This is a genomic window from Pseudoalteromonas sp. AWM4_233 (assembly GCF_056158285.1).
In genome coordinates, this window is record NZ_JBSWSZ010000001.1 from 249746 (window position 1) to 275931 (window position 26186).

17 protein-coding genes and 1 other RNA gene are annotated in these 26186 nt (G+C 42.9%); 9 read left to right on the forward strand and 9 right to left on the reverse strand.

Annotation, left to right across the window (positions count from 1 at the left end; genetic code table 11):
• Positions 1 to 29: 29 nt before the first annotated feature.
• Positions 30 to 656: a stringent starvation protein SspA gene (gene sspA / locus ACXAC4_RS01215; protein WP_058028619.1), complete on the forward strand. Its 627-nt coding sequence runs from the start codon at positions 30 to 32 to the stop codon at positions 654 to 656.
• Positions 656 to 1081: a ClpXP protease specificity-enhancing factor gene (locus tag ACXAC4_RS01220; RefSeq protein WP_475158448.1), complete on the forward strand. Its 426-nt coding sequence runs from the start codon at positions 656 to 658 to the stop codon at positions 1079 to 1081. The genes sspA and ACXAC4_RS01220 overlap by 1 nt, the downstream gene beginning before the upstream one ends.
• A 561-nt stretch (positions 1082 to 1642) precedes the next feature.
• Here ACXAC4_RS01220 and dolP read toward each other — a convergent pair.
• The 4 genes from dolP to ACXAC4_RS01240 are packed head-to-tail and all read right to left on the reverse strand — an operon-like array spanning position 1643 to position 5074.
• On the reverse strand, positions 1643 to 2209 hold the full coding sequence (dolP, locus tag ACXAC4_RS01225) for a division/outer membrane stress-associated lipid-binding lipoprotein (protein ID WP_475158450.1): 567 nt from the start codon (positions 2207 to 2209) through the stop codon (positions 1643 to 1645).
• Positions 2209 to 2796 carry an SIS domain-containing protein gene (locus ACXAC4_RS01230; RefSeq protein WP_475158451.1) on the reverse strand — a complete coding sequence of 196 codons (588 nt, stop codon included), beginning with the start codon at positions 2794 to 2796 and terminating at the stop codon, positions 2209 to 2211. The genes dolP and ACXAC4_RS01230 overlap by 1 nt, the downstream gene beginning before the upstream one ends.
• A gap of 2 nt (positions 2797 to 2798) precedes the next feature.
• Positions 2799 to 3164: a YraN family protein gene (locus ACXAC4_RS01235; RefSeq protein ID WP_138481517.1), complete on the reverse strand. Its 366-nt coding sequence runs from the start codon at positions 3162 to 3164 to the stop codon at positions 2799 to 2801.
• Positions 3165 to 3187: 23 nt separating this feature from the next.
• Positions 3188 to 5074: a penicillin-binding protein activator gene (locus tag ACXAC4_RS01240; RefSeq protein ID WP_475158453.1), complete on the reverse strand. Its 1887-nt coding sequence runs from the start codon at positions 5072 to 5074 to the stop codon at positions 3188 to 3190.
• A 64-nt stretch (positions 5075 to 5138) separates the two neighbouring features.
• On the opposite strand from ACXAC4_RS01240, the gene rsmI reads away from it, so the two are divergent.
• The 5 genes from rsmI (at position 5139) to ACXAC4_RS01265 (ending at position 16701) form a co-directional block, all read left to right on the forward strand.
• Positions 5139 to 5999 (forward strand): 16S rRNA (cytidine(1402)-2'-O)-methyltransferase, encoded by an 861-nt coding sequence (gene rsmI / locus ACXAC4_RS01245; RefSeq protein ID WP_475158454.1) that lies wholly within the window; start codon positions 5139 to 5141, stop codon positions 5997 to 5999.
• A 49-nt stretch (positions 6000 to 6048) separates the two neighbouring features.
• Positions 6049 to 6408, forward strand: an RNA gene (rnpB, locus tag ACXAC4_RS01250) — RNase P RNA component class A.
• A 297-nt stretch (positions 6409 to 6705) separates the two neighbouring features.
• Entirely contained in the window at positions 6706 to 13872 is a 7167-nt protein-coding gene (locus ACXAC4_RS01255) for a LamG-like jellyroll fold domain-containing protein (RefSeq protein ID WP_475158456.1), read from the forward strand.
• Between the two features lie 213 nt (positions 13873 to 14085).
• The gene (locus ACXAC4_RS01260; RefSeq protein ID WP_475158457.1) at positions 14086 to 14820 is read left to right on the forward strand and encodes a substrate-binding periplasmic protein; all 735 of its coding nucleotides are present in this window, start codon (positions 14086 to 14088) and stop codon (positions 14818 to 14820) included.
• A 219-nt stretch (positions 14821 to 15039) separates the two neighbouring features.
• Positions 15040 to 16701, forward strand: a complete 1662-nt coding sequence (locus ACXAC4_RS01265; RefSeq protein ID WP_475158459.1) for an H-type lectin domain-containing protein — start codon at positions 15040 to 15042, stop codon at positions 16699 to 16701.
• Positions 16702 to 16781: 80 nt separating this feature from the next.
• On the opposite strand, the gene ACXAC4_RS01270 is transcribed toward ACXAC4_RS01265, so the two are convergent.
• Together ACXAC4_RS01270 and ACXAC4_RS01275 are read right to left on the reverse strand one after the other, a co-directional pair.
• Positions 16782 to 18074 carry a metallophosphoesterase gene (locus tag ACXAC4_RS01270; protein ID WP_475158461.1) on the reverse strand — a complete coding sequence of 431 codons (1293 nt, stop codon included), beginning with the start codon at positions 18072 to 18074 and terminating at the stop codon, positions 16782 to 16784.
• A gap of 46 nt (positions 18075 to 18120) precedes the next feature.
• The gene (locus ACXAC4_RS01275; protein ID WP_475158462.1) at positions 18121 to 20907 is read right to left on the reverse strand and encodes a TonB-dependent receptor; all 2787 of its coding nucleotides are present in this window, start codon (positions 20905 to 20907) and stop codon (positions 18121 to 18123) included.
• 398 nt (positions 20908 to 21305) lie between these two features.
• On the opposite strand from ACXAC4_RS01275, the gene ACXAC4_RS01280 reads away from it, so the two are divergent.
• Complete coding sequence (locus ACXAC4_RS01280) at positions 21306 to 22142, forward strand: GGDEF domain-containing protein (RefSeq protein WP_475158463.1); 837 nt, start codon at positions 21306 to 21308, stop codon at positions 22140 to 22142.
• Positions 22139 to 23149, forward strand: a complete 1011-nt coding sequence (locus tag ACXAC4_RS01285) for an AraC family transcriptional regulator (protein WP_475158465.1) — start codon at positions 22139 to 22141, stop codon at positions 23147 to 23149. Before ACXAC4_RS01280 ends, ACXAC4_RS01285 begins: the two co-directional genes overlap by 4 nt.
• 17 nt (positions 23150 to 23166) lie before the next feature.
• Here the strand turns inward: ACXAC4_RS01285 and ACXAC4_RS01290 are convergent, their stop codons facing one another.
• The 3 genes from ACXAC4_RS01290 to ACXAC4_RS01300 all read right to left on the reverse strand — a co-directional run bounded on the left by ACXAC4_RS01290 (position 23167) and on the right by ACXAC4_RS01300 (position 26178).
• On the reverse strand, positions 23167 to 24645 hold the full coding sequence (locus ACXAC4_RS01290) for a sensor histidine kinase (protein WP_475158467.1): 1479 nt from the start codon (positions 24643 to 24645) through the stop codon (positions 23167 to 23169).
• The gene (locus ACXAC4_RS01295) at positions 24642 to 25376 is read right to left on the reverse strand and encodes a response regulator transcription factor (protein ID WP_138566159.1); all 735 of its coding nucleotides are present in this window, start codon (positions 25374 to 25376) and stop codon (positions 24642 to 24644) included. The genes ACXAC4_RS01290 and ACXAC4_RS01295 overlap by 4 nt, the downstream gene beginning before the upstream one ends.
• A gap of 91 nt (positions 25377 to 25467) precedes the next feature.
• On the reverse strand, positions 25468 to 26178 hold the full coding sequence (locus tag ACXAC4_RS01300) for a spondin domain-containing protein (RefSeq protein WP_475158470.1): 711 nt from the start codon (positions 26176 to 26178) through the stop codon (positions 25468 to 25470).
• Between the last annotated feature and the right edge of the window lie 8 nt (positions 26179 to 26186).

The window sequence follows — 26186 nt, forward strand, 5'->3', positions numbered from 1 at the left end:
TACTTATTGTAATTTTAATGGAGGTAGGCATGGCCGTAGCTGCCAATAAGCGCCCTGTAATGACGCTTTTCTCAGGTGCTAACTGTATGTATAGCCATCAAGTACGTATCGTTTTAGCCGAAAAAGGTGTGAGTGTAGATATTCACTTAGCAGAAAAAGATAACCTGCCTGAAGCGCTTCACGAAATAAACCCATATGGCACAGTACCGACATTGATCGACCGTGAGCTTGGTTTATATGAAGCGAACATCATCATGGAATATTTAGATGAGCGTTTCCCGCACCCACCATTAATGCCTGTATACCCAGTAATGCGTGGTCGTAGCCGTCTAATGATGCACCGTATCGAAACTGATTGGTATACATTAGCAGCTAAAATCAAGCAAGGTGGCAGTGATGCCGATCAGGCTCGTAAAGAGTTAACTGAAGCCCTGCTTGCAATTGCGCCAATCTTTACTGAAGCTCCTTACTTCATGAGTGAAGAGTTCAGCCTAGTAGATTGTTACCTAGCACCACTATTATGGCGTTTACCTGAAATGGGTATCGACCTTAATGGTGCAGGTGCAAAAGAGCTTAAAGAATACATGCTTCGTTTATTTGAGCGTGATTCATTCCAAGCTTCTTTAACAGAAGCTGAGCGTGAGATTAGAGCATAATGACGCCAAATCGCCCATATTTGCTCAGAGCGTTTTACGATTGGATTGTCGATAATGAATGCACGCCGCACTTGGTCGTGAACGCTGAATATCCAGCGGTTCAAGTACCAACGCAGTTTGTACAAGATGGTCAAATTGTTTTAAACATTAGTCCTAGTGCAGTGACCCACTTTGATATGGATAACCAGCAGCTAAGCTTTAATGCCCGCTTTTCTGGTCAACCTATGCAGGTGTATGTGCCTATGGGCGCTGTACTGGCAATATATGCGCGTGAGAACGGTGAAGGTACCGTTTTTACTCAAGAAACTTTTCCTGAGTATGAAGAAGAGCCGCAGGTTGAACCAGAAGAGGTTGTTGAAACCACTGAAGAGAAGCCCAAAGAGCCTGAAAAGAAAAAAGGCGCTCATCTTCGCGTTGTTAAATAAGTACTTTAAAGTCGCTTATTTGTATTTTAAAAACCCGCTTCGGCGGGTTTTTTATTGCGGTGCAAACTAGCGTGCGAAGCACGCTAGTTTGCGCAAGGTGAGATGAACCATTCTAAAAAATGTTGAGGTCTGGAGTAGTGAGGGTGTTAGCTAATGGAGCTATAGAAGGTAGATATATGCTGATTACAAAGTTCTGAATCATACATTAGGGACACATGTTAAGGTGTTTAGCGTGACTTCATCACGAAATCAATTCACCTTGCGCAAAGGAAATGAGGTGCTTCGCACTTGTCATTAACCCTTTGCACGTAAACTCGCAATCGGAGGTGATTAGTATGACTCCATCACGAAATCAGTTCAAAGAACCGTACTCACTTCGTTCGCGGTCGGTAACCTTTTACACCACTCTAGCGCAAAGGAAATGAAGTGCTACGCACTTGTCATTAACCCTTTGCACGTAAACTCACAATCGGAGGTGATTAGCGTGACTTCACCACGAAATCAGTTCACCTTGCGCAAAAGAACCGTACTCACTTCGTTCGCAGTCGGTAACCTTTTGCACTATAAATATTCAAAAGCTTTTACGACTCTTTCTACACCGTTGACATGACGAGCAATCTCAACCGCCATATCAGCTTCTTCTTCTGATACTAAGCCCATTAAGAAAACTTCGCTGTTCTCTGTGACCACTTTGATGTTATTACCTGTGATGGTCTCGGCAGTAAGAAGTTTGGTTTTAACTTTTGAAGTCAGCCAAGTGTCGTGGGTTTGTGTGGCTATGCCAATGCGCGTACCAATACGAAGTTGGTTATGGATATTCTTGACGGTAACGGCATTTCTGACAGCTTGTGCAGCTTGCGACATTAGATTGTTAGACGGTACTTGGCCAACAAGTAAAATGGTGCCATTGACGCTGACGACACTAATGTTAGCTTGCTCACTTAGGTTAGGTACTTTTTTAAGTGCTAATGTCGCTTTTATCTCAATGTTGTTATCGTCAATTTGCGAGCCTATGGTACGTCTATCATTGGCGGCAGACACAGCACCGGCTGTACCAGCTACAACGGCGGCAGCGCAGCCTTGAAGGAGGATAAGAGCGGTAATAATTATTAGGTGTTTAAATGGCATTACTGATCATCCTGAGGGAACAAGGTGTTATCAATTAATTGACTAAGACAGTGCACATTGAATAAGTGTGACTCAATAATACGACTGGGGCGCTTACTTGGCGTCAATATTTCAACATCATTGGGGCCGAGCAGGCCAATTAACTCACCCCCTTCATCACCCACTAACGCAATGACTTTCATGTCTTTGGTAAGCGCAGCTTCTACTGCAGAAATAATATTCTTTTCATTGCCATCAATAGCGAATACCACCAGTAAATCGCCCTGTTGTGCAAAGGCACGAACTTGACGCGAAAACTTGTCGCTATCATGTTCATTATTGTGCATGTCTAAGTGAATATGATTTTGCGATAAAGCGATAGCAGGAAGGCAAGGTCGCTCTGTCTCATAGTGGTTTATAAGCAGACCAGCAAAGTGCTCAGCAAGCATATTACAGCTAGACTCACCGCAGCAGATTACTTTATTGCCATTAATTAAACCTTGCACGATTGTCATAGCTGCAGCTTCAAGAACATCAGGAAGGACTTCACCTGCAGCGATTTGTGCTTGAATACTCTCAGTGAAAATTGTTTTTATTGATTCTTGCATAATTAATATATGTTTTTAATCCACTTTATATTATCTGAACTCACCCCTTCGATAGCAATAAAGTCTATTCGTATAGGTAAATTCTTTAGTTTTTTGCACTCTAAGTAATGATAAATACTTCTCTGCAGCTTTTGAAGTTTAGACCGGCTTAAAGCTGCAATAGCGCCACCGTAGCTTTGGCTTTTTCTATATTTGACTTCAATAAAAACTAGGGTGCTTTGATCTTCCATGATGAGGTCTATCTCACCATATTTGCAATTATAATTACGAGCAACGGCTCTTAACCCTCGCGCCTGTAAATATTGCTCTGCTAGTTGCTCGTAGTGCATGCCTTTGGCACGCGTATTGGCAAACAATCCTTTTAGCATACAATCCCTTATTTAATATTGAATTAATCCCTTAAGCTTTCTTGGAAGCGATTATGATTTTGCATAAACAGCGGTGTTGGTTTTTGTTCTTCAAGTTGCACCAGTTGAATTTGTTTTTGTTTGTATTGTGCCCAGTTTAATCGCCTTTCAACGGTATTATTATTTTTAATGCTGAGTTTACCTGTTAGGCCAGAGTAAGCTTTACCAGGGATCTTAGCTAATTGTTTCAGTTCAGGGATAAGGTGAACTGCGTCAAAGGCCATGGCAAATAAGCGCTGCTCTATATCTGCTTGTTCAGGCCAGAGTGCATCGTATTGTGCTCTGAGATTAAACTTATCAACTGATTTGTTTAGCATCCAAGGCTGCTCAGTAAAGAATAAGCCTTCAAGGTCGCCTTTGTCAGTGTGATCCATACGCTTAGAGTAGCTTCTGGAGCTTGCGTATAGAGGAATGCGTTTGGCAAAAGTACTGACATTGACGTCAAGATAAGGCTTCAATAAACGTGTTTCGATGGCATCGCCCAGAATGTAGATGACATCAATATCCATGCGAGAACGCGTTTCACTCTCTACCTCTTTCCTGAATAGGCTTTTTACAGCTTTGATCCGCTCTTTAGAAGCGTCTACCTCAAGTAAGTTAGCTACGACTTTCGCCATATCTTTGCTATCTGTATATAGGCCTACTTCTGGTTCTATTAGGCTATAGTTTTGCCATTCATTTTTGAAATGATTAACGAGTCTTAAACCCGATAACGTATCTGGTGCCAATAACATAGGCTTTTGAAATTTCTGCGATAAGAAATGCACCATAGCTTGTTCGACTTCATGCTCAGGATTCAGGGCAAAAAAGTACTGCTCAGCATTTAAATTCGGCGTTTCTGAAGTATTTAAATGAAGCGTTGGTGTGCTTTGAATAGCACTACTAGTACTGACTTTCTCTATATTATCTTTAAGTAATGGACCTATGATGAAGTCAAATTGTTGAGAGGCGAGTTGCCGGTCTATGTCTTCGACACTGAGCTGCTCGTCAATGAAAGTGATTTCTTCAATTTCACTGTGATCCATTGCAGCTAAGAACCCATTTTTTAGGGCGCTACCTAGCCGTTTACTACTACCACTTTGGGGTAGTAGTACAGCGATACGTTTTGCCTGATAGGGGGCAAGATTTACCGCGTTTTGAACTTTCTTAGGCAAGATGTAAGTCGCGGGGTGATTAACAAAGCGACGCTGCCAATTATTAAGTGCTTGATGAAGTTGTATACCAGAACCGATATAAATTTGTTGGTATTTTGCTAATTTTACCCAGCCCCTTTGGACCACTGTACCTCGGTCGAAGCGCTCTAGCGCATAAGATGAAAGCTGTTGCAGTGCTTGCCATATTTCATCATTTAAATTTGCCACTTCTACTTTATCAGTGAAGCTTAAATCGGCCGCTTTAAAATAATAGGTAAGCGCTTTTTTAGGCATACCTTGAGAAGCATAAATACGGCCCATTAGATACTGATGCCACGCTTTATGCTCAGGTAGAGACAGTCGTTCTTTTAAAGTTTTAAGAATGTTGAGTGCTGTGCTGTAATTATTTAGCTCTGTTCTTGCTAGTGCGATATAAAGTTTATTTTGTACATAATCGACAGTTTCGTTTCGTTCTAGTGCGAGGCAGGCTTGTTCTAAAATAGGCCAGTTTTGCTCTTTTATGGCATTTTCTCGGGCACTATAAAGTAACTGAATACGAGAAGCTCCTTGCTTGGCTCGAGCTTTGTTCAGTAGTCCTTCTGCATTGAGGAGCTCAGGTGCTTGAGTTTGCGGCTGATTCTGCACAGCACGGGGTTGAGCTGGTGATTTTTCGGTTGTACTACACGCCGATAAACCCGACAATACACCTATTACAAGACAAATTACTTTCAGTCGCACCGCAACTTCCTAACGATAAACATTCCTCAAAGGGATATCTTACTGACTGAAACTGGAGAGCTCAATGACAAAAGCACAGAATACAGACAAAATTGGTACCCTTTACGTGGTCGCAACGCCGATCGGCAACTTGGCCGATATCAGTGAGCGTGCTTTAACAACTTTAGCAGAGGTTGACTTAATTGCCGCTGAAGATACCCGTCATACGGGTAAGTTATTGAGTCATTTCAATATCAAAGCAAAAACTTTTGCGCTGCATGATCATAACGAAAAACAAAAAGCACAGCAGATTTTAGATTGGCTAAATGAAGGGCTTGATATTGCATTAGTGTCAGATGCGGGCACACCGCTTATTAGCGACCCCGGTTATGCGGTTGTGAACTTATGCCGTAACGAGGGGGCAGATGTCACACCTGTGCCTGGCGCGTGTGCAGCGATCACGGCATTGTGTTGTTCGGGATTGCCGACAGATAGATTCCAGTTTATTGGCTTTACACCAGCAAAAAGCCAAGCCCGTCAGCAATTCTTTGTCGATGCATTTGAAAGCGGCATTACCAGCATCATGTATGAAAGCACTCACCGCATCATGGCTAGTCTTGAAGACATGCAAACTGCGTTAGGTGCAGAGCAACATGTGGTGTTTGCGAAAGAGCTGACTAAAACATACGAAACCTTCTTTAGTGGCTCGGTGGGCGAGTTAATTGAGTATTTGACCAATGAACCAGAGAAGCAGCGTGGCGAGCTCGTGTTAATGCTACCAGGCAAGGCCAAACAACAAGACGAAATACCAGCCGATGCTCGTAAAATGCTGAGTTTACTGGAGCCTGAAATGCCACTGAAAAAAGCTTGTGGTGTGGTTGCTGAGTACTTTGGTCTGAAGAAAAATGCGCTATATAAAGCAGTAATTGCTGATAAAGAAGATTAACCGCAAAAAAGCGTGTGATTTTACTGCATCTTGCGTATAATCGCCCGCCTGAGTCAGCCGGATAATCGCTGCCTGTGACGAAAATGATCAGGGGGAGGAAAGTCCGGGCTCCACAGGGCAGGGTGCCAGCTAACGGCTGGGAGGCGTGAGCCTACGACAAGTGCAGCAGAGAGGAGACCGCCAACTTCGGTTGGTAAGGGTGAAAGGGTGCGGTAAGAGCGCACCGGGCCACTGGTAACAGTTGGTTGCAAGGTAAACTCCACCCGGAGCAAGACCAAATAGGGTTCCTTATGGTGTGGCCCACATCGGAACCGGGTAGGTTGCTTGAGCCTAAGAGCGATTTTAGGCCTAGACGAATGATTATCACCTCGCAAGAGGGACAGAACCCGGCTTATGGCTGACTCACACTCATCATTTAAGCTAGCGTTTGTTTTTACAAGCGCTAGCTAATCCAAAACATTATTCTTCATAATACTTTTTGTGTTTTAGTGTGCTAATCACCGCATAGAAAGCTTGCTTCTCAATTATCTAATTATCCCAATTAGTTAAACTATATTTTTTGAGCGCATTCAAATATCGCAGCATTTTGTAGTGCTATTGGGAAATGCTTCAACTTCCACATTGTATCCATATTTAAATCTCATTTTCGTGTGATAAATGCCCCTCTTGGGCTGTATTTGCCGATTATCAAAGGGGTATGAATACTATGATGCGGAACAAACTGTACCTAGCATTGCTGACTCTGGGGGCTAGTTTCCCCAGTATTGCTCAGTCAAGCTTGGCGCCATTAACGATACATGTTGATGAAAATACCAAAACGAATACGACCATTGGCCGTGTTAATTTTCTTGATGGTGTATCGGATAAAACGGTGCGCTTAGAGGTTGGCACGACTGATATAAAAAACTGGATAACAAACGGTGAAGCGTTTGAACCTATTTCATTTGCTTCAACCTTTACACAAACGCCAATTGTGTTTGGTCAAATTCAGTCAAACAGTGACTATCAGGTAGAGTATGAAGTAAGTACTTATTCTTATTCTGGCTTAACAAGCAAGAATAATAACCGCTTGTTAATGCGTCATCGTCTAGACAATGTAACAGCCCTTGGTTTTGAAGCAGTATTAGAGTCAGAGTTAGACAAAAAAGGCACTAGTGTTATCCAAAGCTTCCTCGACACAGGCGAAGGTGAAACGCTAGGTTGGATTGCGTTTGCTGAGCCTATTTCAGCTTTCTGGAACGACAAGCCTATCGACGTGTCAAGCACAGGCATTTCGGTAACACACAATACTCACGGTCACGCGTTTAGTGTGCCGATGACAGACACTCCGAATATTTTAACTTCTTTATCGACCTACAACGGCACTTCGCAAAGTGGCGTGGCAGTTGATGAATTGTCTGCAAATAAAGTAAAAGTTCATATTGATAATCTTGATGATGCTTCACATGCTGCGGAAAACGTAAACGTATTTGCATTACAAGGGTCAGGTTTATTGTTTACTGAGACGATGGCTGTTGTTGGTGAAACAGGTGTTATCACGGTTGATGATACTGACATCGAAAATCCATTCTCAATTACTTTCTCAAAGGCGTATAACAACCCAGTTGTTTTTGTACAAGCAGTTGGTAAAGACAAACAGATCTTTGACGCTGCGGTGCGCTTAAATTTCGTTGCACCTATGATGCTAGAAGGTTACTTGCATGCAGATAATGAAAACCTTCTACCAAACCGTTTTGGTGAGTTTGAGCTGCATTATCAAATCTTCGAAGCTGGTCGTTGGGATATCCCCCTTGAGCATTACACCTATTCAATCGTGTCTGGTAATGACGCGGGTGTATTCTCAGTTGATCCGGTGAAAGGTGAAATTAAAGTTGCTGACCAAACGCAATTAGATTATGAACTTGGTAACAACCAGTATTCATTAACAGTTCGCGTTACAGATGGTGCGGGAAATCAGTACGACACCTTAGTGACAATTAATGTGAACGACATCAATGATTCATTAAATAATAACGCGCAATCCATTGATGGTCTTGCTGCGGATGACTGGGCTGGTTGGTCAGTAGCCCCTGCTGGTGACGTAAATGGTGACGGTTTCGACGATATCATTGTGGGCTCTCCTCAAGCAGATGTTTATAGAAATGATGGCACCTTCATGTACGAAAATAATGGTGCTGCTTACGTTCTTTTCAGTGATGCAACAGGTACATTCCCATCATTAACAGAAGTGATCGGTGGTACACGTGGTTTTGGTATCATGGGTGCTGCATCTGGCGACAACGCAGGTTTTGCTGTTGCTGGAGGCGTTGATATTAACGGCGACGGATTATCAGACGTTGTAGTCGGTGCACCTTATGCTGATATAAACGGCAAGAATTCAGGTTCCACTTACGTCATCTTTGGTAAAACTGGTACTAACTATGTGCCATTGTCTGATATGAATGCTGGCGGGAGCGATTATGGTTTTGCGATTCATGGTGCATACACAGAAGATTACGCAGGTGGTACGTTAGTCGTTGGTGACGTTAACGGTGACGGTCTGGGTGATATCGTTATTGGTGAAACGGTCACTCGCTTCTTAGCGGGCACGGGCTCTTTTGCATTAAGAAATTTACTTGAAGATGGTACGGCTGATCCAAACCTAGCGTATGTTGTTTACGGTAAAAAAGACAACAACGTTGTTCAGTTAGCTAACGTTGCGACTGACTACAACGAGCAAGGTTTTGCGATTACTCGTCCAAGCAGAAAGTTATTTAGCGACTGGTATTATGGCGCACAAGTTTTACCAACGGGCGACTTTAATAGCGATGGCTTAACAGACTTTATTGTTAGCCACGGTTTATTTGTTGATACCTCTGGTACAAGTTATGTTGTTCATGGCCGTATCGGCGGTGAAGCGATTAAATACAACAATATTTACAAAGACGAACATGGTATTAAGATCACGCCTGAAGGCAGCGGCAATTATGGTTTTGATTTTGGAAAATCAACCTTAAATGCACTTCCTTCTTTTACCACGTCTCACGTAGGTGATGTGAACGCTGACGGCGTTGACGATATCGCATTATTATTGACAGACACAGGGTGTTGCTCTGGTATTGATCACCCTCGAGCATACATCTTATTTGGCGGTGTTGACGTTGCTGACGAAATCAACCTAGCGGATATTGCCAATGGCAATGGCGGTTTTGTAATTCACAACGACGCTTCAAATATCGACCACAGTGACTTACAAGTTATTTTAGGGTCAATCGGTGGTGCTGGTGACTTAAATGGCGACGGCTTTGACGACATCATCATCGGTGATCCGTTTGCAGAGGACAACAAGGGTCGCGTATACGCTGTTTATGGCCGCGCAGGTACAGAGCCTGTTTATCTTAGTGAGATCATTGAAACTCAACAAGGTTTTTACTCAGAAGGTAATGGTGGTGAGCAACTGGGGCAATTCATAGCAAGCGCTGGTGACATTAATGGCGACGGTATCAAAGACATTCAATTTGGTACGCCTTCTGCGAACAAAAACAATTTAAACAACACAGGTGCTGTGTATGTTCTAAATGGTGACGGCAAGTTAGTAACGCTTTGGGGGACTGACGGTAACGACACAATCACAGGTACTGCGTCTGCAGATAATATTGCCACTGGTACAGGTGACGACGTCATTCGAACTAACGGTGGTACTGATGCCGTTTACGCAGGTCCAGGCCAAGATACCATTTATATTTCTGACAACACCTTCACTCGTATTGATGCAGGCGGTAACACAGATACATTAGTATTTGACGGTTCAGGTATCAATCTAGACCTTGCAACACAAGCTTCTCGTGTTCGTAACGTTGAAGTATTTGATATCCGTGGTTCAGGTGCTAACTCAATTACGCTTAATAAGAGTGTGAGTAGTAACTCAAACTTACGTATTCTAGGTGACAACGACGACTATGTTGGTGCCGCAAATAACCAATGGGTTGACTCTGAAACAACGCAGGTTATCGATAATATCACTTATAAAGTGTTCACATCTGGCTCAGCGACTATGTTAGTGCAAGATGGGTTAACAATTACGGTTAATAACGCCCCAACGATTGAAGACCAAACGTTTACAGTCAGTGAAATTGCTACCAGTGGCACAGGAATTGGCATACTTGCAGCCGATGCAAATGATGTTGGTGACTTCGTTACGTTCCAAATCTTGAGCGGTAATGAAGATGGTGATCTCGTATTGGATGCACAAACAGGTGTATTAAGTATTAGCCCGACTATCTCCCGTTTAGATTTTGAAAATACTGCAACTTACACATTACAAGTGATTGTGTATGACCAATACAATACGACAGACACTGCACAGATTACGGTTGATGTATTAGACATGGACTCAATGGAAATTACCTTAGCAGGTGATGTAAGTGGTGAAGGGAGTTACTGGGGCGAAAATACAGTACTTGAATTATTAGGTATGAGCTCTCCGCAATGGGCGTCAACTGAAACGAAGCATACTTGGACTGTGCCAGAAGAAAATCTGCCTGATGATCCTGCGATTATTCGAATTGAATCACACGGTAAAATCCATTACGTGGGTGGCATGGACCTATTCGGTGGATGGGTTGAAGCTGAGATCCCTCTTGAGATGGATTTACGGTTCCCAGATGAAATTGCAGCAGGCCAGCCGGTTAATTTAGCAACCAAGTTTACTGTAGGCGAAAACGCAAACTTCATTGCGTCGTCTCCTGGTGTACAAATCTCTGCTGAGTTAATTTTTGAGGACTATTTAATTAAATATGAATCAGCGCTGTTTGAAAAACTAAATGGTCAAACCAAAATCGATTATGCATCTTATGAGAAAGTCGTCGGCTCAGAATCGTTTGGTGTATACGGTGACAACTGTGCCAATGCACTTAACCGCTCTAAGTGTTACAAGTTAGATGACGGTGTCGAAGTTTACGATTTAACGCGTGAGTTGACCGATGAGAAATTAACTTCATTAATTGAAAATAACTTCTACGAGTTATCAGTTGTTACCGCTGAAGACCACGCAAGAGATGTGAGTGATAACATTACTCACGGCACCAGCATGGTTAATGGTGTGTATCTTATTGACGTTGTATACGCTCATAAAGGTGCCGTTGATGGTATTGAAATTATTAGTACTGATGTCTCAGACCCAACAGCCACAACAATCTCTTTCATTCCTGCAAACATGACGAATGAACAGATCATCTATTTCATTAAGAATCTAACACGTGATTCGTTAGCAGAGTTGCCTTCAAATGCGAGAAAGGCGATTGAAAAAGCGATTAACTTAGACGTAGACAAGTTGCGTTTCTTAGCTGGTCACGATTTAACTGACTGGGTATCTGAAGAAATTTACTGGGGTTCTAACTGGACAAAGTGGCATGCACAGGCAGGCATGGAGTCAATGGAAGGCACGTCTGAGCAATGTATTGAAGATTATTTCGCCCCTGCTGGCGATGACTTATATCGTAGATACAAATTCAGCACGTTAGATACTTTTGTAAGTGCAACGCTTGATTTGCATCAAGACTTTGAGTTGAACATTGAATCTACTGCTATTTTAGTTCTTGAAGATGGCACCGAGGTTTACTTTAACCCGGAAGAAGACATTACCTTCACTCCAGAGCTTGCACATGACGTAAATAATGACGGCATGATTGACGCAACGTTAACGGTTAATGCAGCGTCAAACTTTGTTAACAATACTAAAATGAACGCATTCTTTAGAATGCCATTCAAATTGCTTGAGTTTGAATACAATGTCCAAGAGGCCGTTTGTACCGCAAGTAATATCTACACTAAGGGCAATCAAGGCTTGATGTTTGAAAAAGGTTCTTATGGACCCTTGTTAGACAGCATGAAAGAGATCCAGTATGACACCACAGATTTCGGTGGGCCTACCGAAATCACAATCGCTCAAAACTCGTTCACGACTCAATTATCTTTTGACTTATGCAGTAACAGTGCAGCATGTGGTGAACCGGTACTGTCATACGGCAACAACGCTCCAGTGGCTTCTGAGGTAATATTAGCTGGCGATTTTATCGGTAAATCTACCTTAACAGCATCTTACACTTATACTGATAATGAAGGCGATATCGAAGAGGCAACAAATTACCAATGGTATCGCTCTGCGACAGGCAGCAACGGTGATGCGCAAGTTATTGCTGGTGGCTTATCTCAATCATATACCTTGTCGCTTGAAGACATTGATAGCTATGTTGCGTTCTGTGTAACACCACATGATGGCACGTTATTCGGTGCCCCTGAATGCTCTGAGTGGACGTATGTTGAAAGTCCGTTCCATCAAGATATGTCTATTTTGGGTGGTTTTGGTCAATCAATTGTGTTGAACGGTACAGATCAGAGCATGATTCAAACTATGGATTCAGGCTTTAATCCAAACAGTTCATACACGATTGAAGCGTGGGTAAAAGTGAACTCGTTGAATCCAGAAGAAAACTCTAATTTATTCACTTTTTCAGAAGACGCAAACTCTTCAAAAGCTGCGGTGAGAATATTCTCGGATGGTCGCTTACGTGTGAAAGCAACAAACACCACGTTTAAGTCAACTGAGACAATCACTGTTGGTCAGTGGCAGCACTACGCTGTGAGTTATGACCAGCCGACTCAACAGTTGTCTGTTTACTTAGATGGTGAGCTAATCATCTCTAAAGTGGATGCTGCACAAGATAGCAATGTTTACTTTGTGTGGGGTTCTGGCAACGACGGCGTGAGCAAAAAGTTAGATGCCAATATTGACGAGATCCGTGTGTGGAATTATGCGAAATCGCAAGATTCTATTGCTGCACAGCGAAATTTAAGTGCGTCGTTAAGTGAGTCAAGTTTGGTGTCTTATTATAGCTTCGACAATGAAGTAAACGGTGAAACTTCAGACTTAACAGGTGCAAGCACTATGGTACTTGTTAACACGCCAACGTTCGAAAAACACAATACTTATTTAACATTCGATGGTAATGGCGACTATGTAAATGTGCCCTATGAAGATCTAGACCTTAACTTCGGTAGTGAGAGCTTCACGATTAAAGCTAAGATTTATATTGAGCCGGGCACCAAAGGTGTAGATCGTTTAATTGCAACTAAAAAAGCATCAAATAATGAAGCTCATAAAGGTTGGCGATTCTTAGTAAACCATAATAACCGCTTGCAGTTTAACTACAGCACCTATAATGATGGTAAGCGAGAAATTGTCGCTTATGGTAATGGTCAAGACCTTCAAACAGGTCGATGGTATGACGTTGCAGCCATTGTAGAATGGGAAACTAAGGCGTTCAAATTGTTCATTGACGGTGTTAAAGCTAAGCAGATTAACTTAGGGAACCAGAAAAACATGAACAATACGTTGCCGCTTCGTATTGGTGCATACAGTTCAGGCGATACATCAACCAGCGCCTTCCAAGGACATATCGATGACGTAGCAGTTTGGAGACGTGCGTTAACGGATACTGAAGTTGCTGATTGTACTAGTGATATGGTGGTAGGGTGTGAGCAAGACCTATTCTTATATTATAACTTCGAACAAGACAGTGCGAAGAACTTAGCAAAGGATGAGTTTCACGGAACTATTCATGGCGCGGTTGAAGTAGATAACAGCCTTGATATTAAATTTACTACGACTGAGTATGCTGCTTTTGCTGGTAAGCTGCCAGGCGGTACTGGAGTCACATTCGGATTAGCAGATGAGCCTGCCTTCGGCGACGTAGCGATCAGCGAATACTCAGGTGAATTTATTTATACTCCAAATGGCAGTGCAAATGGCGCAAGCGATTCATTTAGTTATTACATTTATAGTAGTGACAATGGTCAAAGTCTGAAGCAGATTGTTACCGTTGAGTTTGAATAAGTTTATTCGTCAATAAAAATAAAAGCCGCGATACTTTTTGAGTATCGCGGCTTTTTAATAAATATGTTCAAAATAGCAATTGGCTATCAGTAAAGTTATCAACGTAGTTTTTTAAACGTCTTATTTAGAAGTTTTACTTTTATAATTAACCAAGCTTCAAAACGCGAGCTATCCACTATACTTAAAATACTTTTAGTATTTAAGGTGTGATCAGTGCTTATAAATTTGCTCAGTTTTGGTTTATTGACAAGCGTATTCAGTACCGATTCTGCCAATATTCAGTGGTATACTGAAGATTACCCACCTTTCAACTATCAAAGCCAAGGTCAGTTACATGGCCTAGCTTTTAATGTGCTCCGCACAGCGTATCAAAACCTTGATTGGCATATGGATGCGTCAAATATCATGCTAACCCCATGGCCGCGTGCTTATAAGGCGGTACAGCAACAAGAAAACAGCTGTGTATTTTCGATGACTTATACAGAATCACGAGCAAAGTTATTTAATTTTGTCGGTTTGGTGATACCTAATACAGTTGCTGTGATTGCACATAAAAATAGTGGCATCTCGATTGAACAGTTAAAACGAGATAAAACATTAACTTTTGGTGTTGTTAAAAACGATATTGGTCATCAGTCTTTATTGGATTTTGGCATCCCTGAATCTCAATTTGTTTATTTGAAAACAGGCCTTGAGCTAGTAAGAATGGTTGATTACAAGCGGGTTGATTTGATTGCATATGGTGATGCGATTGCGCGTTACCAATTTAAGCGCGCAAAAATAGACCCACAGAATTATCGTTTGTTACTCCCTTTACTCGAATCAAAGCTTGGGTATGCATGTAATAAGAGTGTGCCGAAAACACTTCTTCAGCAATTAGATAAAGCCATCAAAGCTGCTGTTTTAGCGCAACCTGAGTTATTGCAATATCATGATGTCGGTGAATGAAGAGGGAAGTTAAAAACCGTTTAACCTCTGAATACGACCACTTAATTATTTACATTAATAAAATATTTGCATCTGGTCAGTGATGTTGGCATATTCTAACAAGGTTACAAAGTTATAATGGAAGCATCTACCTTTACGGATTAAGGCCCACATAAATCGGAACACATGTGTCATTTCTTTGTGTCATTTTTTATTAGGATATGAATTAGGGTTCTAATTATGCTAAAGATGCCACACACTCTTCTTTCTATTTTTGCGCTTTCAGCAACATCGTTGGCTACTCAAGTCGAGGCTAATAGCTGCGAAGGCGAACTATTTTCTATTAACTCTGGTCGCGGTGCACCTGGGGTTTTATTTAGCCTACAAGAGCAAGATAAAACAGCTAAAGCGCTTTCAATGGCTGAATTTAGCTCAGCCGCTATGGCGTATGATTCTGCATTAAACCGCATGTACTATGCGTCTTCGCCAATCCCTTTTGAGTATAAAGTGGACCTGAGTGAGCTTAATGCACCCGAAGAAGTACTTGCGCAAATTCCGGTTCAAGGCGATCGCTTTAAATACAGCCGTCTGGCTTATTATGACTTTGCAACACAAACACACCACAGAGTTGAGGGCAAAACGAAGTCGGTTATTGGCATGGCGTATGATGCTGAAAACGATCAACTTATCGCGAATAGTTATAGTAAGTTGTATCGTATTGATAAATCAAATGGTAACGCGACAACGCTCATGCACTTTGATGACGTTGACGGGCAATATCGTGGCGACTTAGTGTTTAAAGATGGTGAGCTTTACCTAGTTACATCGAGCTCAACTTACCTAATTGATCGTTCAGATCCAGAAAACTACAGCATGAGTAAGTTATCTGATCACAACCTTATCGCTGTGACAGGTGCGACGCTGGCACAAAATGGTGATATGTTGATCAGTCGTACAGTTATTAACGACCATGGTCATAAAAACCAATCTGAATTGTATAAGTTGAACCCAGAAACAGGGGGCACCTGCTTAGTCGCTGCATTACCACTACGTATTAATGACTTAGCAACGAAAACAGATAGCGCAGTAGCATGTTACACGCAAGACCCTTGTGCATTAGACAACACGATTACGCTATTATCGAATACGATAGTGAACGACTTAGATCACACTTGGCGTACCTATGGTTTTGCTGATACGAACTTTTACGAGCCAGCAGTATTCACATCTGCACCAACGTTTAATGGCGGTCATGGCGGTGTGAATCGTCTGCAGAATGTTACGCCAACAAGCTTTGAAGTTGCTTTTAAAGAGTGGAATTACTTAGACCAAGTGCATCCAAATAAAGAGTCATTTGATTACATGGCCCTTGAGCAAGGTCGTTATACGATGGCTGACGGTACCATTCTAGAGGTGGGAAGCTTTGAACTAGATGGTACGAAAAAATTCAAAGACATCAGCTTTGCAGAAGGTTTCGCGAATAATCCATATGTCTTCTTGCAAGTACAAACTTATGAGGGTGGTCACACGATTGCGACTCGTGTGAAAGACATCTCAAATACCGGCTTTAAAGCTGCATTTTTCGAACAAGATACACTGAACGAAGGGCATACTACAGAAGTTGTGTCGTACATTGCCATTGTGCCAGGTACAGGTTCGACGGGGTCACTTGAAACGCAATCTGGCAGCAAAGCTTATAGTTTATTCAGTGCGGATATAGATCATAACGGTGGTCAAATTGGTGAACACTTCTATGTGTTAGCTGAAGAGACATCTAAAGATTCTGAAACAGCACATACCATGGAAACACTCCATGTTCTGGATGTTGCAGGCGTTAGCCTAGTTCAGCAAGTCAGTAGTAATGGTGGTGATAACTTAAGTATACGTCGTATTCAGCAGTAATAATCTCTCGTAACTTAAATGAAAAGCCAGTGTTTACACTGGCTTTTTTGTGTGCGCTTGTTAACTAAATAAATAAAGGGTTAGTCACTACGATGCTTGAAGCTAAAACTTTGCTCTTTTACTGGTTTGCCACTGCCATCGATTGGTGTTGAATAAAATTGTACTTTCAGTTCATCCACTTGATTATCTAGTTCTATATGGGCAAAGCCCCAGGTAAAACTCTTCGACCACACTAAGTCATATTCTGGATAGCGCTTTTCTTGCTGCTCGGCAAAGGGGGTATGCGTGCCACGCATTTTTGAAGCTGCGCCACTGATGATAAGTGGTAGCTTAGGTTTGCTATTACCCGGTAGTACGCGTGAGCAATCATCGGTCAGAAGCTCTAAGTCGTGCTCATGACCTGCAATATAAGCATCCGCGTACTGGCACAACTCTGGCAAAATTAAACGTCGCAAGACATGGCCTTCATCATACTTGGTGCCGCCGATTGACCATAAAATATGGTGGCCATAGACAATTTTCCATTTAGCTGTTGAGTTTTTTAAGCCTTTGGCAAGCCAAGCAAGTTGCTTGTGATCTTCTCCATTTACAGGCGCTTCATGTTTTTCAATATCTTCCACGCTGGCAGCACCGGATGCCAAAGCTGAGGCGAGTCCTTGCTCTGAACCATCAGGCAGCAGTGGCACTTCATAGAAGTGTTGACCCGACAGCAACATATTGGTGTCGAGTACAAAAAACTCCACATCATTACCTGGCGAGCCTTTTTTATAGCTGTAATAGCCACGCTCAGCCATGTAAAAGTTAGGCTGTGTTTTCATCCATTCTGTTTGCAGTGCAACGCCTTTACGAGAGGTTTTCCAATCGTGATTACCGAGCGCAGAGTAAACTACAAGATCTGGTTCTTGATCAAATAATGGCTGTAATGGTGCTTTGATCAGATCGTTCATACGTTGTTGATCGTCTTTACCATCCTTTGCATCAGCGCCATCGGGATAAATGTTGTCGCCCAGCTGAATGCCAAACTGACACTCTGCGGTCTGACAAAATTCAGCCATGGCTTTGCCGACAGGTAATGCACCACCTTGCTCTGTGGCTATATTTGTACCGGGATAAACATAAATAGGTGCATGGCCAAATTCGTCAATAGGGCGGTGCTCAGCAAGCCAGTCGGCTTTTTCTGCGGCGATAAACTCCTCTTTTGTTTTCGGTTTATCAATGTGCTTTTGTTTTGGGTAATCGACATGGTAGCCGCCATCTCCAAAAGCTAAAAAGGCGATATTTTGCTGTGTGTCTTGAGCGTGTAGCGCGACTGAGCTACAACCGACCGTAAGCAAAGTGGCTGTGATGAGTGAGGTTAACTGAGACTTTTTCATACTGCTGCCGCAAGCTTTTTACTTGCGGCTCCATAAAGTTAAAAATTTAAAAAGAGGTCAATGTGAAGCCCAGCTCAAACGAGCGACCATAGGTTTCGTATTGATAGTTATATTGACTCTGGCCGTGGTAAAGGTAGTAAGGCTCATCGGTTAGGTTGACCGCATTGAAGTAGATCTGCGTTTGGTCATTAAAATAGTACTTGGCGCTGAAATCTAACTGAGTGTGTGCGTCTTGCATCACGCGGGTATCGTTATCTTCATGAGAGAAGCTTTTGCTTTTATAGCTTGCGCTTAAACGCGTACTAAAATGATCGCTTTCATAGCCGAACATTAAATTCGCAACGGTGTCAGACTGGTTTGGCAGTTTGTCGTCGGCATCAATAAAAGTCCCATTTACTGACAGCATCAGGCCATTTTTGAAGTTCTTTGTATAAGCAAGCTCAACGCCTGAGAGGCTGGCCTCCCCCCCATTGACTGCTTGCATCACTTCTTTAAAGCCATCCCATTGTCCGTTATCTTGCACTTCTTCAGTGGCGATAAAGTTATCTATGTCTTTGTAGAACACGCCGGCTGAAATTACGCCAATATGGCCCGGGTAGTATTCAATTGACCAATCGAGGTTTGTCGATTCATATGGGTCTAAATGCGGATTACCGACTTCAGCTTTACGCTCGGTTTCAATCTGACCATCTTCTTCGGTGGTTTCTGATTCAATGATTTGAAATGCCGCAGAATCTGAGAAGCCCGGTCTTGCTAGGGTGCTGGTGTAGGCAAATCGCGTCACGAGTTTGTCATTAATATCGTAGCGAACCGTTAAGTTCGGTAATAAATGACTGTAGTCTTTATCAACCGCCCAAGGGTTAATCTCAACACGCTCATCATCGTTTACTTCGTCTTTAATTAGCTCAACTTTGTTACCTGATGTACTGTAATCAGTCGCTTCATAGCGCAGGCCGGTGATCACCTGCCAAGCACCCATATCGATGGTGAACATGGCGTAAGCGGCAAAAATATCTTCGTTGCTGGAGAAGCTTTTGCCCTTTGTTTCGATATCAGAATCTAATTGATTAACGTCAAACGCAGCGCGGTTGGTCGCGACAAATTGAGCAATCTCAGAGCGAGATAAACCCGGGCCAAAAGCACTGAGTGACCAATCGGGCGATGGCGCAGCAAATTGCGCTGCTGTGGCATCGTTAAAGCCACCATCGAACACTGTCGTGCGCACATCATTGAATTTCTCACGTTGCGCATATTTTGCCCCAAATTTGAGTTGGGTGTTGTAGCCAGCTAAGGTAAAGTCTTTGCTTAAATCGAGCTTTAAACTCAGGCTTTCATCTTCAGCATTGTTGTTTTCCCAAACTAACTCATCTAATTCGAAGTTTTCGAGCTGGTGGGCATTGGCTGATTGTGTCAGGGCAGGGGCTTGGCCTAAGTGGCTGTAGCCGAGTGTAAAGTCTTCTCCCGCAAAATCGGCATCAATGCGATTGGGCTCTTCTTCAGAAGACTTAGAATATCCCACGCTATACTCCACAAACCAATCGCTTAGTTGGTGTTCGGCACCTGTTACTAATGACAAAATGGTTTGCGACTCATATCTGTCTTTGGTGTCACGATCCATTTCTGCGCCACTAAACTGTGCGCTTGCGTCGTTAAATTGACCTGAGACTAATTCACCTTTATCAAACTTATACTCATTGCGCAGACGGAACTCATCATCTGAGAACTCGCTATACAGTGTACGCAGGTAGTATTTGCTGAAATCATTGCTGTGCAAATCAAGGTTTAGGGCTGCACCTAGCCGTTCTCGTTTAATTTTATAGTGACGTTGTTCAATTTCTTCAGCACCAAATAGTTCTACTTCTTCACCATTATCGGTTTCAAGCTCGAGCATTTGCCAGCCACCATCGGTTTCCATATTGTGTGAGCCAAACTCTCGCTCAGACCAAGACAGTGCAGTGGCTATACCCAGATCAAACTGTTTGCTAAGGGTATAAACGTCGGTAAAGCTGGTAGAGAGCTTAGGGCTGGTGGCTTCAACTTGTTCGTTGTAAGTGGCTTGTGCACTCACGCTGTAGCTTTGACCTTCACGGTCAAAGGCACTTAAGCTTTTTACTTCGATGCTGCCACCTATGGCACTGGCATCCATATCTGGGGTAACGGTTTTACTAACTTCAAGGCTTTGTACCAGCTCGCTTGGGATCACGTCCATGGCGACACTACGAACACCAGATTCAGGTGAGGGTACATTTGCGCCATTGATGGTGACATTATTCAAGCTGGGGTCGATACCACGAATGCCAACAAATCGGCCTTCGCCTTGGTCGCGTTGAATAAACATGCCGGGTAAACGCTGTAACGCTTCAGCCGCATTTTGGTCGGGAAGCTGGCCTATAGAGTCGCTGCTGACAATAGACTTTACGCCCATGGCATTTTTCTGGCGATTAAGCGCGCCAGCTTGTCCTGCGCGTTGACCCACCACAATGACATCTTCGATGTAGGCGTCTTGGTTCTCAAGTGCAATACGTTGAGTAAGTACTTCATTCTCTTTGATGGTGATTTGACGTTCGACACTTTTCGCGCCTAGATAATCCACGACCAAGGTATATTGACCAGCAGGTAGGTTTGTTAAGCGAAATCGACCATCTCGTTCAGAGCTGATGGTGCGGTTTAATTCTTTTATGCTGACCTTGGCCCCTTCAAAGTACACTGAATTATTGGCATCGGTAATACGACCTTCAAGGGTATTGGCAAAAGCGTGTGAACTTAATAATGCACAAGTGGTAGCTAATGCGATTTTAGAACGAGTAAATCTAGACGGTTTATGTGTTTTCATCTTTCTCTTCTCAGTTTGCACAGGAGTATTTAGGTTTATTGATAACGACGGCAAAAGTAGAGAACTCAGATTAAAGAAATATGTCACTACAAAAGCAAAGTAGCCAAAATTCGCTAAAAACGAGGTTTTTCGTCGGTATTTTTTGCCTTATTGAGCCAATATGACCCCCTACAATCTTGATGTGACTGTTTTAAGTGCCATAAAACATGAGGAAAAGTGCCGAGTTGTCATAATCGCAGCACCTTTGGTGAGCTAAAGTGACCCTACGATAAAACCTGCCAGCTTTGTAGCATGGTGATACATTTAAGCGCTTATTTGCTGTTATGACCGACTCATTTTTAAAACTTCACACGCGACTACTGCTATTGCTAGGAGTGTTTATTGCCGCAGCAATATGCATGGTGAGCCTTTTTGGTAGTGCCAAGCCTGCCAGCGAGATAGATTGGATTGACTGCTTTGGTGAGGGCGGTATCGCGGTGATGACCTTGATTTGGTTACTGGCCACCTTGCTCACCCGACCCAAAGGCAAGGTAACGAACTTATTGTTTCTTGGCTTGAGTGCTTTACATATTTCTTTGTTGCTCGACTTCTTAGATGAATTTTATCGCTTTGATCTTGAATATGACTGGTTAACGAGTTTAGAAGCGCTTCCTGCGACTTTAGGAATGGGGCTGATGAGCTTAGCAATGTATTTTTGGTATCACGAACAGCAGGTCTTAAATCATCTACTGCAAAAGAAAGAACGCTTTTATCGTGAGCATGGCTTAACGGACTTTATTACTGGTTTGTATCGCGCTGATTATATGAAAAAACAGGTAGCGCGCGAGTTACACGCTTACCGTGAGAGTGGAACTGGATTCTGTATGGCTTTACTTGATATTAAAGGGTTCAGTGAATTTAATCGTAAATATGGGGGCGTGCGAAGCAATAGTTTGCTCTCAGATATTGGTCAGATCATCACGCTTAACTTGCGGGAGTCCGATTTGGCCTGCCGTTATGCCTCTGATAGGTTTATTGTGTTGTTACCTGATACTGATTTAGTGGAAGCACATGCCGTGATTGAACAGGTGGCGCAAATGGTGGCCAGTCATACGCCGTATGATAATCATAATAGCGCACTGGGGTTTGAAGGTGTGCAATGGCAATGTATGGCAGCCCGTAAAGATGACGATCACAGCACCTTGTTACAACGTTTAAGCCAAAGCTTAAATGAACTCAAAGCGGTGGCGGCATGAGGCAGGTATTTGAAAGTGACAGCCCTATTTTGGCAATGCAGCCATTATTACTGCCTTTGATTGAGATGGCTGAACAAAGAGGTGTGAGTAGTCATAAGTTACTCAAAGGCAGTCGTCTGTTTAATGAAGACTTACATCAGCCAAACAAGCGAGTGAGTTTTAAACAGGTGGCGCAAATTTTTGACAATGCTCAAACGCTCCTACGTCAAGATGGCGTGAGCTTTTTAGTGGCGAGACATTGGCTATTTAGCCAGCCTGAAGCGGCCTTTCAGGCACTACTTAATAGCCGGAATTTGTTAGATATGAGTCGAGTCTTACAAGTTAGGCAAGCGCAAATTTGGCCATTGATGTTCTTTCAAAGTTATCGTAGCGCAAATGCGTGCCATTTTGTCGTGAACCCCGCGATAGCTCAGTTGTCAGCACCTTGCATGGAGTTTATGGCCGAATTTCTGATAGCGGTGATTGACCAGCTATGCCGATGGCGCTTTGACATGGTGTCGCATTTGACAGTCAAACTGCCCTATGCGCAACCTGAACATGTGGAACAATATCAATCGCATCTGCAGCTGCAATATCATTTTTCACAGCCTTGTTTTATGGTGAGTGTGCCCACTACTTACATGTATCGGCCACAAACTTTAGCGTTAACTTCTATGCGTGGTTTCTATCTTCAGCAATCAAAACATGCAGAAAATAATATTGGGTTTTTACAGTATGTCTGTTCATTACTTGCTCTGAGTCCTAAACAGTCTGCAACTGAGCTCAGTGAATGTTTAGGTGTGAGTGTGGCGACTTTAAAAAGGAAGCTAAAAGCCCACAATACCAGTTTGCAAGCTTTGAAAGATCAGCTGCAAAAGCAGCAAGCGGTGATCCATATAAGTGAGCGGGGTTGTTCAAATGAACAGGTTGCGCAACAGCTTGATTATGCAGATGTGACAAACTTTCGCCGCAACTTCAAACGCTGGACGGGCATGACACCCAGCGAGCTAAGGAAGTTGTTTAATTAAATTAATCCAGGTTCAGGTTAATGAAGTGCATCTGTGGCTTTACGCACCGCAAAAGAAAACTCGGTGCCTTTACCTAATTCGCTATCAACCTTGATCTCTGATTTTAACAAACGAATAAGGCGGGAGGTTATCGCCAGCCCTAGACCCGCATGGGTCTTTTTACAGCCTTGACTGTTGCTTGCCTTGTAGCGGGCTTCAAAAATATAAGGCAGTTCTTTGGCATTGATACCCAGTCCGGTATCTCGCACGGCCAAGGCATATTGTTTATTGTGTTCGCTGACTTCAATGGTGATGTTTCCTCCCGACGGCGTGTGTCGAATGGCGTTATCAATCAAGTTCGTTAGCACCCGCTCTAATTTGGCGATGTCAGAGTAAACTTGGGCATCAAAGGTTTTGGGTTGCACAGTTAAAGTAATATTGGCTTGCTCTGTTTTTAACGCGAACTTTGCCAAAATGTCATAAATCAACTCACCTAAATTAAACACTTCAAATTGTACATTGGCATGACCAGATTCAAGGTGTGCAAGCTCGAATATTTGGTCGATTAAGCTTTTCAATTGGGTGCAATTCTTAAGCGCAACTTGAAGGTAATGCATTTGTTGCTCAGGCTTAGCATGCTGTTTTTCAATTAACTCTAAGTACCCTTGCAATGAAGCAAGCGGAGTACGCAAATCATGAGATAGGTGGGCCAACAATTGACGGCGTTGTGAGTCAAGTTCTGTGAGTTGTGCCATCTGCTGATTAATGGTCACCAGCATTTGATTAACACTGTTGCCAAGCTGGTGGACTTCGTTATCAGAGTTTGACCACTGGGGCATAGTCAACTCAGTTAAATCAAATTTCGCTTCTTCTGCTTTGTGAATAAAGTCGCCAAGTTGTTTAAGAGGCGAAGTGATATAGCGAAACAATAACACCGCTACGAACATTAAAATGATCACTAAGATCAACAAACCAGCAGAATGTTGAAATAAATGATCTGAACTACTGATCTGGGTAAAAATAGAATCATAGGCTGAAGAGCCGATAATCACATATAAATACCCCTGAAGCGTGTCGTTGTTATAAACCGGTGCAACAGAGAAGATTTTTTGTTGATCAAAACTGCGCGGATCATCGCCAAAAATCGGTAAGTTGTGTGGCTCTTCTATTAGCTGTAACAGAGGGCGTAAATCGACACTCTGCTTTTTAACATCACCAGGTTTAGCGGAGTAGGTGACTAATTTGCCGCTAGGATCGACAAAGTAAAACTCAAAAGACGGGCCCAGTACCATTAAGGTATGAAATAGGCTTTCAAGGGCCTTATAATCGTAAACGCCTTGTTTTAGCAAGGGGTTGTCATTGGCGAGGTGTTCCGCAAGGCCTAAATGTAGTTTTTGCTCAGCTTGAGACCGAGACACTTCAGACACACATTGTGTCCAAGTCACAAACGAAATGAGTATGATGAAAAGCACCGTTGAAATGGTCAGACTGAGGCGCTGATAAAGAGATTGGATCATAATGATGCCTGTTGCAATGATTTGGCGTTAAGTTTGTAACCCACACCCCACACGGTTTCGATAATGTCTTGTTGGCATAAGTTACCTAACTTACTGCGAAGACGGTTTATGTGTGAATTAACGGTATGTTCGTAACCTGAGTGGTCATAACCCCAAACTGATTCGAGTAATTGGGCACGTGAAAATACTTGATTGGGGTGTTTGGCAAAGAAGTGGATCAGATCAAATTCGGTTGCTGTGAGGTCAATAAGTTGATCATTGATAAAAACTTCGTGACCCCCTGTATCTATTTGCAGCGCGCCTAACATCAAGGCAGTTGGCGCTGTTGCGATTGTATCGGTTGGCTGTTGCTGCATTTTGAGCAATTTGATATGGCGGATCTGTGCTTTGATCCTTGCTTGGAATTCTCGATAGCTAAATGGTTTGCAAATATAGTCATCGGCACCAATCTCTAGGCCAATTACTCTGTCCATCTCACTACTTTTAGAGGTCAGTAATACCACGCTGATATGAGGGAATAGAGATTTGATCTCTCGGCAAACACTAAGACCGTCCATGCCAGGCAACATAATATCGAGTAGCACGATGTCGAAATGGTCTTGCATTAATTTTGCCATGGCGCTTTCCCCATCGCTTACGTGTTCAACATCCAGTGCCAATTCTTTTAAATGCACTTGAACTAACCCTGCAATATCGAGATCGTCTTCAACGACCAATACTTTATGCTGCATATTTCAACCCTCTTAAAGTAAATCATGCCTTTAATAGGCTGTTATTTACTTTGCAATGCCCATTACACGCCGTGTAATGGGCATGTAGGGCTTATTTCATTCTTGTTATTGTGACCATCATTAGTGGGTTATCGAATTTATGCGTGCTATCTAACACTGAGCTAGAGAGCCCGTCATCATTACCGACAACGCCAGGATGCATTGCGACCTTATCCATGGCTTCTCGGGCACTATTGAAGCCTTCTCCGCCATCTGCAGGACCAGGAATAGTCCCTTGTGCTTCAGTATTAGCTTCGGTCCCTGCATCATACGCATGGGTACGCATAGAAATACTGTCGCCTTCTGCTAGGTTTGATACGTCCATAGCATTAAGACCGGTAAAACCATCATTTGTATTCACCATCATGGTGATTACAGACAATTTATAGTCTTCAAGACTTTCGGTAGTGAGCATTAACTCTTGGCTCGCGCCAGGTGCAAGTGGAGCATCTGCTGAGCTTGACATCATAACCACATCTAATCCGAGTAGCCCTGAATTATCCCCGCCTTCAGCTAAGGTTTCTAATTCGGCGCTGGCCGCCTCACCGATTTGCCAAAATTGTCCTTCTTTATGTAGTGCAATACCGATAGGAGAAAGAGGTTGGCCGTTAGTGAGGTTAACCGCTGTCACTTTTAGCATAATTTCTTCTGCGGCTGGTGGTGTTGGCATGGGTGTTTCTAACATCACATCATTGTCGTCACTGCCACAACCAGCGAGTAATAGGCCTGCAAATACAGGCGCACATAATTTGAGTGCTTTCATGTTAGGCC